General features: G+C 61.9%; 13 protein-coding genes. 4 read left to right on the top strand and 9 right to left on the bottom strand.

What is annotated here, in order from left to right:
* Nucleotides 1-20 precede the first annotated feature (20 nt).
* On the bottom strand, nucleotides 21-920 hold the full coding sequence (locus HKD24_RS05035; RefSeq protein ID WP_194259282.1) for a fructose bisphosphate aldolase: 900 nt from the start codon (nucleotides 918-920) through the stop codon (nucleotides 21-23).
* Nucleotides 921-1,075: 155 nt separating this feature from the next.
* Nucleotides 1,076-1,681, bottom strand: a complete 606-nt coding sequence (locus HKD24_RS05040) for a CatB-related O-acetyltransferase (RefSeq protein WP_194259283.1) — start codon at nucleotides 1,679-1,681, stop codon at nucleotides 1,076-1,078.
* A 125-nt stretch (nucleotides 1,682-1,806) separates the two neighbouring features.
* Here HKD24_RS05040 and HKD24_RS05045 point away from each other — a divergent pair, with 125 nt between their 5' ends.
* Entirely contained in the window at nucleotides 1,807-2,649 is an 843-nt protein-coding gene (locus HKD24_RS05045; RefSeq protein WP_194259284.1) for an SDR family oxidoreductase, read from the top strand.
* A gap of 16 nt (nucleotides 2,650-2,665) precedes the next feature.
* Here HKD24_RS05045 and folE read toward each other — a convergent pair whose 3' ends face one another.
* Genes folE through HKD24_RS15525 form a run of 4 tightly spaced genes read right to left on the bottom strand, consistent with a single transcriptional unit; the run spans nucleotide 2,666 to nucleotide 7,456 of the window.
* Nucleotides 2,666-3,340, bottom strand: coding sequence for a GTP cyclohydrolase I FolE (gene folE, locus HKD24_RS05050; RefSeq protein ID WP_194259285.1), 675 nt, complete (start codon nucleotides 3,338-3,340; stop codon nucleotides 2,666-2,668).
* Nucleotides 3,337-4,236 (bottom strand): 2-amino-4-hydroxy-6-hydroxymethyldihydropteridine diphosphokinase, encoded by a 900-nt coding sequence (gene folK / locus HKD24_RS05055; protein WP_194259286.1) that lies wholly within the window; start codon nucleotides 4,234-4,236, stop codon nucleotides 3,337-3,339. Before folK ends, folE begins: the two co-directional genes overlap by 4 nt.
* Nucleotides 4,233-4,997, bottom strand: a complete 765-nt coding sequence (gene folP, locus HKD24_RS05060) for a dihydropteroate synthase (RefSeq protein WP_228124183.1) — start codon at nucleotides 4,995-4,997, stop codon at nucleotides 4,233-4,235. Before folP ends, folK begins: the two co-directional genes overlap by 4 nt.
* A gap of 59 nt (nucleotides 4,998-5,056) precedes the next feature.
* The gene (locus HKD24_RS15525) at nucleotides 5,057-7,456 is read right to left on the bottom strand and encodes an EAL domain-containing protein (protein ID WP_194259288.1); all 2,400 of its coding nucleotides are present in this window, start codon (nucleotides 7,454-7,456) and stop codon (nucleotides 5,057-5,059) included.
* A 362-nt stretch (nucleotides 7,457-7,818) separates the two neighbouring features.
* On the opposite strand from HKD24_RS15525, the gene HKD24_RS05070 reads away from it, so the two are divergent.
* Complete coding sequence (locus HKD24_RS05070; RefSeq protein WP_194259289.1) at nucleotides 7,819-8,169, top strand: hypothetical protein; 351 nt, start codon at nucleotides 7,819-7,821, stop codon at nucleotides 8,167-8,169.
* A gap of 20 nt (nucleotides 8,170-8,189) precedes the next feature.
* On the opposite strand, the gene HKD24_RS05075 is transcribed toward HKD24_RS05070, so the two are convergent.
* The gene (locus tag HKD24_RS05075; protein ID WP_194259290.1) at nucleotides 8,190-8,948 is read right to left on the bottom strand and encodes a DsbA family protein; all 759 of its coding nucleotides are present in this window, start codon (nucleotides 8,946-8,948) and stop codon (nucleotides 8,190-8,192) included.
* A 232-nt stretch (nucleotides 8,949-9,180) separates the two neighbouring features.
* On the opposite strand from HKD24_RS05075, the gene HKD24_RS05080 reads away from it, so the two are divergent.
* On the top strand, nucleotides 9,181-10,599 hold the full coding sequence (locus tag HKD24_RS05080) for a gamma-glutamyltransferase (protein ID WP_194259291.1): 1,419 nt from the start codon (nucleotides 9,181-9,183) through the stop codon (nucleotides 10,597-10,599).
* A 55-nt stretch (nucleotides 10,600-10,654) separates the two neighbouring features.
* Here the strand turns inward: HKD24_RS05080 and fliP are convergent, their stop codons facing one another.
* Both fliP and HKD24_RS05090 read right to left on the bottom strand, forming a co-directional pair.
* Nucleotides 10,655-11,413, bottom strand: coding sequence for a flagellar type III secretion system pore protein FliP (gene fliP, locus HKD24_RS05085; RefSeq protein ID WP_194259292.1), 759 nt, complete (start codon nucleotides 11,411-11,413; stop codon nucleotides 10,655-10,657).
* Between the two features lie 5 nt (nucleotides 11,414-11,418).
* On the bottom strand, nucleotides 11,419-11,724 hold the full coding sequence (locus HKD24_RS05090; RefSeq protein ID WP_194259293.1) for a flagellar biosynthetic protein FliO: 306 nt from the start codon (nucleotides 11,722-11,724) through the stop codon (nucleotides 11,419-11,421).
* 170 nt (nucleotides 11,725-11,894) lie between these two features.
* On the opposite strand from HKD24_RS05090, the gene HKD24_RS15530 reads away from it, so the two are divergent.
* Nucleotides 11,895-12,260 carry a GIY-YIG nuclease family protein gene (locus tag HKD24_RS15530; protein ID WP_322783278.1) on the top strand — a complete coding sequence of 122 codons (366 nt, stop codon included), beginning with the start codon at nucleotides 11,895-11,897 and terminating at the stop codon, nucleotides 12,258-12,260.
* Nucleotides 12,261-12,408: the final 148 nt, after the last annotated feature.

Here is a 12,408-nt window from a genome sequence, read left to right on the forward strand (position 1 = left end):
CATCCGGCCAAAGGTCTGGCTCAGACCTTGTTGACCGACGCCTCGTAGATTTCGTCAATCGCCTCTGCGAGCGTCGTATCGAACTGCGCATCATCCATCTGGTGCCGCAGATCGCCAATCAACGCACGGGAGAAGCTCGCAATCATCCGGTGATTGTGCCGCAGCTTCTCGCAGGCCTGATCCAGCGGATACCCACCGGACAACGCCACAACCCGGACCATGCGCGGATCACGGGCAATATCGTCATACAGATCCGCAACTTCCGGAATCGTCACCTTCAGCATGATCCGCGCATCTTCGGGAAGCTTCTGAAGCTCTTCCAGAACGTAGTCATGCAGAAGCTGCTCGCAGGCCTTCTTGTCCGGGCTCTTTATCAGCACTTCCGGTTCAAGGATGGGCACCAACCCATGTTTGCGAACCTGCTCCGCCACAGCAAACTGCTGCTGCACAACGGCCCGGATTCCGCTTTCGGACGGCAGACGGATCGTGGACCGCTCCTTTGTGCCGTAGACGCCCAGCTTTACCGCCCGCTCCAGCAGATCATCCAGCCCCGGCATCGGCTTCATCAGCTGGACACCGTCCGCCTCTGCTTCCAGTCCCTTGTCAATCTTCACGAACGGAACAACACCCCGCTCCCGCCACAGATAGGCCGGGACAGGCTCGCCGTTCACGTCGCCATCCATCGTGCGCTCAAACAGGATGGCCCCGATCACCTTGTCTCCGGTAAACGCAGGCGCCGTGATGATCCGCACCCGCATCTCATGCATGAGCGCAAACATTTCGCTCTCGCCGGAATACTCGCTTTCCGGAATGCCATACTGCTTCAACGCACCGGGCGTGGAGCCCCCGCTCTGGTCCAGAGCAGCAATGAAGCCCCCTTTTTCCGCCATCTGCGACATCATCGTTTCCGCGGTGCTCATCAAGATCCCCTTCGATACAGGGAAAACCGTCACCACTTCCGAAGGACCAGACCGATCGCCCCATGTCGCGGCACGTTTCCCGACAGGGGCCAATCGCACCAGCACTCGGAATGGTTCCTGCGCCCCCGCTTCAAAAAACCGTACGGCAAAGCCCCTCAGGGCTCTGCCTCGTCCTCCCGCGGGGTCTCATACAGGTCCAGAAACGCCTCGATATCGTCGCTCATCAACCCCGCAGACCGCTCTTTCACGACCTCTTCCGGCCACTCCCACCAGGCCAGCGCCAGCAGTCGCGAGATAACGGATTCAGAAAACCGGTAGCGGATCACTTTTGCAGGATTCCCACCGACAATCGCATAAGGCGGCACCGGTTTCGTGACGAGCGCCTGCGCGGCAATGACAGCCCCGTCCCCGATCGTCACCCCTGACATGATCGTGGCATGCGCGCCCAGCCAGACATCATTGCCAATGACCACATCGCCTTTCGACGAATGATCCTCCTGCCCTTCCGCAGCTGGCGGCCAGAAATTTGAAAGCGTCCTGAACGGATAGGTGCTGACCAGATCGGCGCGATGGTTGCCCAGAATAATCGTAACATTCGGCCCGATCGAACAATAGTCGCCCATCCTGAGCCCGGCCTCCCCCACTTCCAGAACCGTAGGCGCACCATAGGTATGCGGACCAATGTCCCAGCCCCATTCATCAATCTGGGCCGCCAGTGCATAACGCGTCAGAGCTTGGAAGACGTTGTTTCCAAAGGACACGGGCATCACTCCTTTATTCTGATGCCGGACATCCGGACCTGCCAGCCAGGGCAGAAGGAACGGAACGACGGAACTGACCGGCGCGTTGGGATGAGGGTAACCTCCTCAGGTCGGGAAAGAACAGCATGAAAACCATCCTCATCACAGGCGCAGGTACCGGATTCGGGCATGAAGTCGCGCTGCGACTGGCTGCAAAAGGCTTTGACGTCATCGCAGGCGTGGAAATTGCCGCACAGGTCCATGCCGTCACCGAAGACGCAAAAAAGCGCGGCGTCTCCCTGCGCGTCGAGAAGCTCGACGTCACCTGCGAGGGCGATCGTCAGAAAGCCGCAGACTGGGATGTGGACATCCTGCTCAACAATGCCGGCATTTCCGAAGGCGGTTCCGTCGCCGATATTCCAGCCGAAAACCTCCGCCGTCAGTATGAAGTCAACATCATCGGCCCCGTCATGCTCACGCAGCTTGTACTGCGCAAAATGGTCGCGAAGAAGAAAGGCCGGGTTGTCTTCATGTCTTCCGTCGCCGGTCTGACCACGGACCCGTTCGCCGGAGCCTATTCATCGTCCAAACACGCCCTGGAAGCCATCGCCTCCGCACTGAGCCAGGAAGTGAAGGAATTCGGAATCGAGGTCGCCACCGTCAATCCGGGGCCGTTCCTCACCGGCTTCAACGACCGCATGTTCGAAACCTGGAAGAGCTGGCAGGATGATCCCGCCCGGCGCCTGTTCGATTACAGCAAGATTGCCTTCCCGCACGAACAGTACGATCCGGAACCCGTCTTTGAAACAACCATTGGCGTCCTGACCGGTACCATCGACACCTACCGGAACGTGGAACCGAAAGAGATCATCCCCCAGCAGCGTGAACAGCTGGATGCCGTCTGGAGCCAGAAGGTGACGGACGGCCTCGGCAAGCGCCCCGAACTGGTCCAGAAAGCTTACGACATCAAGCCTGCCACGCCGGTCTGAAGCCGGAAGAGCTGTCTCAGCTCCGCAGAAGCGACATGATTTCCATTCTGGCTGCGCTATCCCGCAGCCAGGTGCCGCGCGCAATGGAGGTCACGGTCGTGGAGCCGGGCGAGCGCACGCCGCGCATACTCATGCACATATGCTCGGCTTCGATCACAACCAGCACGGCTTCTGGCGCAAGCACATCTTCCATGCCCTGCGCAATCTGGTCCGTCAGACGTTCCTGAAGCTGCGGACGGCGGGCAAAGCCCTCCACCAGCCGCGCAATCTTGCTCAGCCCCGTCAGACGGCCACCCGCAGGCAGATAGGCGACATGTGCCTTGCCATAAACCGGCAGCAGATGATGCTCACACATCGAATGGAAGCGGATGTCCTTGACGATCACCGCACCATGATGCCGGTCCGCCGAGAACTGCGTCTTCAGATGATCCCGCGGGTCCTGATGCAGACCGCTGAACACTTCAAGATACATCTTCGCCACGCGCTGCGGCGTATCGAGCAGACCTTCGCGCTCCGGGTTTTCACCCAGCGCCTCAAGGATCTCCCGCACGGCGCCTGCAATCCGCACTTCCGCATCCGCAGGCAGCGGCAAGGCTCCCATGGGGCGCAGTTCTTCGGAAGAAAGGCTGTCCTGACTGTCCGACAGACGTGCCGAGGCGGCGGTCATGATCGTGGCGTTCAGGTTGGTCATGCGGGTTCAGGCTCCTTGATGCCCCAACGGCCGGTGCCGTCAGGCGCGCGCCGGGTCACATCCCCCGGGCTCCGCGGCAGGACTGCTAGCGCGTCCCGCACGCGACGTCCACCAATGACGTGATCTGGATCAATTTCTGCAAGAGGCTCGAGCACAAAAGCACGCTCGAACAGACAGGCATGCGGCAGCGTCAGCACCCGATCCCGGATGTTCCGCGCTCCATAATAAAGAATGTCGATATCAACAGCCCGCGCGCCCCAGCGCACACCCGGCACACGCCCCAGATCGGCCTCGATCGCCTTGCAGACCCGCAGAAGCGCGTGAGGCTCCAGCGTTGTCCGCCCGGTAGCGCAGATATTCACAAACGTCGGCTGCTCCACGCCACCCCAGGGCGCGCTGTCATACAATGACGACACATCCGCGATCTCAAGCCCGTCCACAAGCGACAGCCGATCCACCGCCGCCGCCAGAACAGCCTCGCGCTCCCCCAGATTACTCCCCAGCGAAAACGCAACCTCATGCACCCGGGCCTGCTCAACGGACACCGCCGTCCCTGAAACCGCATAAGGCACCGGCGCAGAGGGCTTGCGTACTTCGACCCGCACCCATTCCACGCGCTCCAGTTTCGTCAGCACGGCCTCGGTGATGCGGCCCGCTACCGTCTCGATGAGCCGAAGGGGCGGCCCTGTCACAATGGCCGAAGCGATATCGCAAAGCGTCCCGTAACAGACGGCCTGCTCGTAATCATCGCCCGCAATCGCGCCTGACAGATCCGCGCGGATCTCGATATCGACAACAAAGCGCTGCCCGATCCGCGTCTCTTCCGGCAGCACGCCGTGATAGCCAAACAGGCACAGATCCCGCACGAAAACGGAAGTCAGGGCAGGAACGATCATCGGACATCCTTCAGAATCTGGCGCATTTTCAGCGCATCCACATGCTCGCGCACATCATGCACCCGCAGGATCACAGCCCCCTGCTCCACTCCATAGAGATTGGTCGCCAGCGTTCCCGCCAACCGCTCGGACGCCGCGCGCCCCAGAAAATGCCCGAACATCGACTTGCGCGACACCCCCAGCAGAACCGGCAGTCCATATTCGGCCCGCAACTCCCCAAGCCGCGCTACGGCCTCGACATTCTGCGCCTGTGTCTTGCCAAACCCGACACCGGGATCGAGCACGATCCGCTCTTGCTCCAGACCGGCCCGTTCCGCCAGTTCCAGCGAGCAGTCAAAAAACCGCCGCCAGTCCGCCCGCAGGTCAAGCGCCGCATCCACCTCATGCCGGTTATGCATCAGCACAGCCACGGCATCCGAATCCGCCACCACGGATGCCATCTCAGGATCGGCCTGAAACCCCCAAACATCGTTGATAACCGCTGCCCCAGCCTCCAGCGCCCGCTTTGCGACGAATGCCTTGGTCGTATCCACCGAAACGACGGCCCCTTCCGCCACCAGCGTTCCCACAACAGGCGAAAGCCGCGCCCATTCCTCTTCTGCCGTCACCGGTTCAAAACCCGGTCGCGTGGACTCCGCTCCCAGATCCAGCAGATCTGCCCCGTCCGCCAGCAGGGCGCGCCCATGCTCAAGCGCAGCCTCGGGCCGCAGAAACTGCCCCCCGTCGGAAAACGAATCCGGCGTGACGTTTACAATCCCCATCACCGCCACAGACCCGTTTCCAGACGGGATCTTCCAATGCTTCCCCATTGCCACCCCTTTCACAGACCCTCCACCTTCCGTCTCCGGCACAGCGGAACATCCTCTTCCGGCACTGGCGGCCCCAGAAAGAACCCCTGCACTTCCGTACAGCCATGCTCCTGCAGATGACGGTAATGCTCCGGTGAAGACACGCCCTCCGCCGTCACCGCAATCCCCAGATCCGTCGCGAGCCCGATCACGTTGCGCACCACTGCCGCACTGCGCGCATCCTGAAGCATGTCCTGGATAAAAACCGCATCCAGCTTGATCTTGGAAAACGAAAACTGCCGCAGATACATCAGCGCCGAGAAGCCCTTGCCGAAATCATCCAGCGCAATCCGCACCCCTCTGTGCTCCAGTTCCCGGAACGCATGATAGGCAAGCGGCCCGGCCTCAAGCGCCCGGGTTTCCGTTACTTCGACCTGCAAGCGCTGCGGCGCCAGCCCGGTCCTTTCCAGAACACTGAAAATGCGGTCCGCAATGTCAGGAAGCGAAAAATGCGTCGCCGTCATGTTGACCGAGACCCACAGGGACACAGGCCATCGCCGCGCCGCCCGACACGCCGTCTCCAGAACCCAGAAATCGAACTCCAGCCCGTTCCCGGCTTCGATGATCATGTCGATGACCTTCTCGATCGACAGATGGCCATGCGCCGAGCCTTTCCACCGGCACAGCGCCTCAAAACCAACCGTCTGACCGGTCCGGGCACTGGCAATCGGCTGATAAACGAGTGCGAACGCCTTCATCCGAAGCGCCTGATGCACATCCTGAAACATGTTCTTCTGACGACTATCAGCCAGATCATCGCACGGATCGAATATACTGTAGCGCCCGACCCGCTCGCGCCGTGCATCCTTCAGCGCCGTTTCCGCGGCCTCCACAAGCGCATCCCCGTTCCCCACGCCCGAGACGGCCATCCCGATCGCCGGTTCCAGTTCAATGGCACCTGCACCGGGAACCGTCACCCCACCGTCCAAAACTGACAGCATTTCCAGAGCAAGGGCTTCCGGAAAACGATGTTTTTCCTCGACAGGCATATCCGTCACGATTGCCAGATCCATCGCGCCATGCCGCGCTACAAAACGGTTTCCAGCACCATTCCGATCTTTGGAACGATATTTCTCCAACAGACCTCCGAGCCGCGATGCACTAACCTGCAGGACATATGCCGTCTCTTCGGCATTAACGTCATGCCGACCTTTCGGCTCTGAAACATCCAGCGACACCAGTGCCAAGACAAAGTCCTGCTTCCCACGGGTCGTTTCGAGCAGGCGTCTCTGGACGTGCTCCAGACAGGACAGCCGGTTCGGCAACCCCGTCAGCCCGTCAACCCGAACCCGATGAAAGTGCCGATCCCGCATCGCCTGCATGGTCGTGACATCCGTCCCCACGCCCCGATAGCCCTGAAATACCCCGGCCCGGAACACCGGCTGCCCCGTGAGCATCCACCATCTGCCCTCAGGCACAGACCGGACCGCCAGCTCCCGGAATGCAAGCCGGTTGTTCAGACAATGCGCCAGATGCAGTTCCGGCGACATCGCTCCAGACAGATCTGCCCTCAGGACCGGCGGCTCCGAAACGGTACCCGGAACACCCAGAGCACCCTGCAGGCTCTGTCCCGCAATGTCAGCCTCACCCCGTTCCAGCGTCCGGCACAATCCCGCAGACGGATTGCGCAGCCTGCCCGCCTCATCCGTCTCCCACAGCCAGCCACCGCCCTGCGAAACTGACCGTGGCATAAGAAGTGACAGGATCTCCGCCTGTTCCCGCTCTTTCAGCCGCGTCATCTGCATGCGCCACAGCAGGACGTTCACCAGTCGGCTGACCCCGGCGACAAACAATCCGCAAACCGTCACTTCAAGAATAAAAGACGCTGTAAACAGCACGGAACGGTGCAGGCATCCTTCCAGCAGCGCGCCATACATGCCTGCCACGATCGGGATCATCATGGCCTCGACCGCACCCGTCACGGGAGCACAGAGCAGCAATGGTGCCATGAGACCGGCACACACCCCGATCGTCAGCACATGAACGTCTTCCCCATGCAGCCGGAATGCCAGGATGATGAAGACGAACCAGACAGTCCCCAGAACACCATTCAGGTATCGGAGACCCTGCCGGACCGAGTGGTCATCTGCCCACGAATAGTCCCGCAGCTTCTGGATTCTGGGCTGAATGGCAAGAATCCAGACCAGCAACGCCCCCCAGACACCCAGAAGCGGCACGACAGCCAGCCGGCGATCCAAAGACCACATGCCCAGCGCCACCACTGGCGCACTGACAGCCTGAGCCAGAAGATGCACCGGAAGAAGCAGCTTGAGCGTTCGTAACTGGCGCCACCTGAAGGTGCTCTGCAGATGCGCCGGAACCTGTGGCGTCAGCGCTCCACTGTGCCTGCCATAACGGAACCGGAAGGCCACCCATCGCAGCAGCAGGCACCGCCGCCTTGAGGTTCTGAAACCACCTCCTGCCCCCGGACCATCCGCAGCCGGATCTTCCGGTTCTTTCCTTTCCCCGGCGCTGCTCCCTGCACCAGAACATCTGTCGTCTGTCATACACCGTCATACCAGTGGAGCACGTCGAAGCCTGAAACGGCTTTCCCGGACCGGAAAACCATCCCTTCGAAAGTCGGGAACCATACCCGCAAAGAGCCTGTTCCCAAAATCCGGAGAATGGAATTTCCAGTAGCCTGCCCACTGCCGGAACGATCACCGGGAACCCCTGCAGCATCCCCGTGTTTTCAGATCAGAGACGGTCCCCGTCCCAGAAAAAAGAGAGACCCATGTCCCGCATTGATGACACAGCCTTTGAAGGCGAAGACCGCAAATACCGCGTCGCCACGGAACAGGCGGAAGCCGCCCTTCGTGCCCGCGATAGCGGAGATAATGCTCTGGCCGAGCGCCTGCTGGACGAAGCCGAACGGACAGACCCTGAAGCCCTCGCCAATGTCCTGCAGCGCGACAGTGACAGTCCGGCAGGGCGCGGCCACAGACCGCCTCCGCCGGCATCGGATGAAGAAGTCGCAGCCATCACCCGCACGGTTCAGCCGGGCGCTGATGCGCCGTCCCGTGCCGGAATCGTTGACGGCAACGGGGATATGGACGGCTCAGGCGCAGACAGCGAAAAGCGCTGAAACCGCCGCGTCCGCAGGCCTCAGGCCTTCCGGGCGCGATCCAGAAACGCGTCCATCTGGTCCGGCTCAAGCGCACCGGGCGCCACAGCGGCCGTACCGAAAATGAAGGTCGGCGTTCCGTCCAGACCGACAGACCGCCCCTGATCCAGGTTGGTGTTGATCAGCGTGATCGTCTGCGGCGAGTTCATGTCAGCCGCCAGCTTCTTTGCATCAATGCCATTGGCCTGGGCCAGTTCGGTAATCCGCTCCATGCTCGGCTTGGTGGTATCTTCCATCAGCGCCTTGCGCATGGCTTCATACTTGCCCTGCATGCTGGCCGCGAAAATGGCCCGCGTATCCAGCACACTGTTGTTACCCAGAACCGGCACGACCTTCTCGACCAGCCGCACATCCGGGTGACGGTTAAGGAAGCTATCCACCTCACCCATCATGGACCGGCAATACGAGCAGCGCGGATCATAGAATTCCACAACCGTGATCTTGCCATGCGGATTGCCCCGGATCGCAAAAGCCGGTGCGCTCTGCAACTCGCTCTGATGCGCCCGCACGGCTGCAAGCGTCGAATCCTGCTTCTGTTCTTCGGCCTTTTCACGGATCGAACGGATGGCATCCGTGAGAATGGTCGGGTCGTTCTGCAGGGCCTCACGCATGATGCCGACGATCTCCGCCCGCTGGGCTGGCGTGAAGGATTCTGCCGGCGCCGCCAGAGCCTGACCGCCCACGAAAAAGGCCATTCCGGCAACAACGGCGCAGGCCGTGGCAAGAAGATGGTGTCTCAAGGAGGACGCTCCGGTTCAGCTGGGTGGAAAAGACGACTTCAGGTCCATACGCCATAAAGAACGCACGAGGCAAAGAGAAGACACCAACTCGCCCCTCCCACAAACTACAGATTACCGTTATGAGGGAACAACAGCCGGACCGGACCCACGGCGCAGACCCGTCTGCCCGCGCCCGTCACCCGCAAAGGCCACGAGGCCGGACAGTCGTGACCAGACAACGGAGAAACGCCAGGTGGCGCATCGTCAGCACCAGATTTCCACCCCGGACGCCCCACAGGGCCGTCGCGTGTCTTCCCGCTTTCCGGCCGCGCTGATGGCCACGGCTGCCTCGGGCCTCCTGCTGGGCGCCTGCTCATGGATGCCCGGCGTCCAGCTCATCAGCAACAACGAAACCTCCGCTCCCGCCGGTGGCAGCATCGGGACGGTGGTCGCAGACGAGCCACAGGCTGCGCTTGTCGGTCATGACGTCCTCGCCCGCGGTGGCAATGCCGCCGACGCCGCAACCGCCACGGCCCTTGCCCTCGGCGTGACCCTACCGTCCCGTGCCTCTTTCGGCGGCGGTGGCGCCTGTCTGGTCAGCCGCCCCGGCGAACCTGCCCAGGCCATCACCTTCCTGCCCCGCCCCGGCACCAGCAAAGGCGGTGACCGGCCGGCCGGAACAGCCGCCGAGTTCCGCGGCCTGTACCTGATGCAGCTCCATTACGGCACCGTCGATTTCAACGACCTGATCGCCCCGGCCCTGAACCTCGCCAGCACCGGCATCACCGTCAGCCGCACGCTCGCAGCCGATCTGGCCGCCGTCCGCCCGGCACTTCTGGCCGACGACAACGCCCGTACCATCTTCGGACGTGGCGAGACCACGACCGTGGCCGCAGGTGACAGTCTGGCCCAGCCCCGTCTCGCGGGCTTCCTCGAACGCATCCGCGTCGCAGGTGTCGGCGATCTCTATAACGGTGCCCTCGCCGATGTTTACGTCACCGCTGCCCAGAAGGCCGGCGGCGGCCTGAACGACGAAGACATGCGCCAGACCCTGCCGGTCCAGACGGCTGCCCTCACAACCCGTCAGGGCGATGTGGACGCCTCCTTCCTGGCGCCGCCCGCCGATGGCGGTCTCGGCGCGGCCCTGCGCTACACGACCGGCGCTTCAGCCCAGGGGGCTGTCGCCGCTTGGCGCGCCTCCGGCAACACCACACTGGCCGCCGCACAGGCCGCCCTCGACAGCGGCCATTCCGGCAACGGCACCCTCCCGGCTCTTCCGGCCTCGACGTCCTTCGTCGTGACGGATCATTCCGGCATGGCCGTCGCCTGCGCCCTGAGCGAAAACAACCTGTTCGGAACAGGCCGCATCGCTGGCAGCACAGGCGTTGTCCTCGGCGCGTCCCCCGCCCGCACACCGCAGCCCCTGCTTTCCGCCGCTGTCCTGCGTGACCAGCGCAACCTGCGCGCCGTCATTGCAGCCTCCGGCCAGAACGAAGCCGCCGATGCCGTTGGAGACGCTGCCCGCGCCGCCGCGCATGAAACCCCGATCCCGCATGAAGGCGCAGGCCGCATCAACGCCATCCTCTGCCATGGCAACGATTCGTGCCGCGGTTCCACAGACCCCCGCGCCGCCGGCCTCGCCGCAGGCACCACGAACGACAGCCGGAACTGACAAAAAAGCCCCGCCAGCCTTACGGACTGGCGGGGCTTTCCCCTGATTCGGGTTCTTACCCGGTAAAACTTCGCACCAGACTTCCCGCTACAAGCGACCACCCGTCGACCACGACGAAAAAGATCAGCTTGAACGGCAGGGACACCGTACTCGGCGGCAGCATCATCATGCCAAGGCTCATCAGCACGCTGGACACCACCAGATCGATGACCAGAAACGGCAGATAAAGCAGAAATCCCATCTCGAACCCGCGGCGAAGTTCGCCAATCATGAACGCAGGCACCAGCACCCGCCAGGGCGTATCACTGACCTTCGCGGGCGGCTTTTCATGCGCAATGTTCAGGAACGTCGCCACATCCGCAGGCCGCGCCGTCACAGCCATGAAACCATGAAACGGCTGGGCCGCGGCCGTCAGACCTTCCATTTCCCCGACACGCCCCGCCATCATCGGCTCGATCCCGGCATCCCAGGATTTCTGAAGCGTCGGCTGCATCACAAACAGCGTCAGAAACAGCGCCAGCCCGATCAGAACCGTATTGGGCGGCGTCCCCTGCGCGCCCAGCGCACTGCGCAGCAGCGACAGCACAATTACGATCCGCGTAAACGCCGTAATCATCACCAGCAGGCTCGGCGCCAGCGACAGAACAGTGATCAGAGCCGTCAGCTGCACCAGCCGACTGGTCGTCCCCGCACCACCGGAAGCACCATTCTGCCCCAGATCAATGCTCACAGCCTGGGCATACGCCAGATGCGGCATCCCCAGACACGCCAGCAGAACCAGAACCGGCAGCAGAATCCGAAGAACGCAGGCCATCTTCCTCACGCCACGTCCTCCGCGTCCGACGCATCCAGAGCCGAAGCAAACGTCTCGCGCTCCGTCCAGTCCATCAGGATGTCCTGATTGCCGCCCGTCAGAACCAGCACTTCCCGCGCACCATACCGCACGACTGAAAGACGCCGCGTCCGGTCCAGAGCCATCTGTCCCACCAGCGACAGCCCCGCCTGTCCGTCCCACGTCCCACTCTTTTTCTGCTCCAGCAAACGGAGGAGTGGCCGCGCACAGAAAATCAGCACGATAATGAAAATCAGAGCGGCAATCGCATTCACGCACTCATGCAGGGTCATAGGTCAGTCATCCTCATTCCCCGGCATGATGCCTAAGACCGGTTAATGACCGCTTAATTGCCCATCAGTTTTGCCAAAGATGTCGCTCAAAAAGCAGAAACCCCCTGTCCTGAGCGCCCTGTCCCTGTCACAGATATTTTTCTCAATGTTTCTGCGCAGGACCAGACGTCGTGAACGCCCACCCCCAGACGATCCAGATTTTCCTTCCCTCCGGCGATCCACAGGGAATCCGGATCGCCTCCATCACCACCCGGATCGTGCAGGTTGTCGAAATCCCCCGCCTGCGACTGGAGGAATTTCTGGAACGGCCTGAAGCCAGTTCGGTCGGCATCTACATCCTGTTCGGTGAAAACGACGAAACGGAACGGCCGAAAGCCTATGTCGGACAGACCGGAAATTTCGGAAACCGCCTGAAGCAGCACAACGAGAAAAAAGGCCTCTGGTGGAACCGGGCCGTCGTCGCCTTCTCGCTCACCCAAAGCCTGACCGTCACACACGCGCACTATCTGGAATGGCTAGGGCCTGTTAGCACTTGAAACACTTCCCATATTATAGGGATGGAAGAAGGAGACGGAACAGGCACCTTTACGGACGAGACATGGGCGATCTGGGAGCCTCTGATTGAAGCGGTTCGCCCACGAGGCAAGACGCCGCCCCATGATCTGCGGCGCACGATAGCAGCGA

Source organism: Gluconobacter vitians (assembly GCF_015244565.1).
In the GTDB taxonomy this organism is placed as follows: domain Bacteria; phylum Pseudomonadota; class Alphaproteobacteria; order Acetobacterales; family Acetobacteraceae; genus Gluconobacter; species Gluconobacter vitians.

Excerpts from the sequence above, each read along its gene's own strand:
- HKD24_RS05035 (WP_194259282.1), bottom strand. The coding sequence starts at position 920 with ATGAGCACCGCGGAAACGATGATGTCGCAGATGGCGGAAAAAGGGGGC.
- HKD24_RS05045 (WP_194259284.1), top strand. The coding sequence starts at position 1,807 with ATGAAAACCATCCTCATCACAGGCGCAGGTACCGGATTCGGGCATGAA.
- folE (WP_194259285.1), bottom strand. The coding sequence starts at position 3,340 with ATGACCAACCTGAACGCCACGATCATGACCGCCGCCTCGGCACGTCTG.
- folK (WP_194259286.1), bottom strand. The coding sequence starts at position 4,236 with ATGATCGTTCCTGCCCTGACTTCCGTTTTCGTGCGGGATCTGTGCCTG.
- folP (WP_228124183.1), bottom strand. The coding sequence starts at position 4,997 with ATGGGGATTGTAAACGTCACGCCGGATTCGTTTTCCGACGGGGGGCAG.
- HKD24_RS05070 (WP_194259289.1), top strand. The coding sequence starts at position 7,819 with ATGTCCCGCATTGATGACACAGCCTTTGAAGGCGAAGACCGCAAATAC.
- fliP (WP_194259292.1), bottom strand. The coding sequence starts at position 11,413 with ATGGCCTGCGTTCTTCGGATTCTGCTGCCGGTTCTGGTTCTGCTGGCG.
- HKD24_RS05090 (WP_194259293.1), bottom strand. The coding sequence starts at position 11,724 with ATGACCCTGCATGAGTGCGTGAATGCGATTGCCGCTCTGATTTTCATT.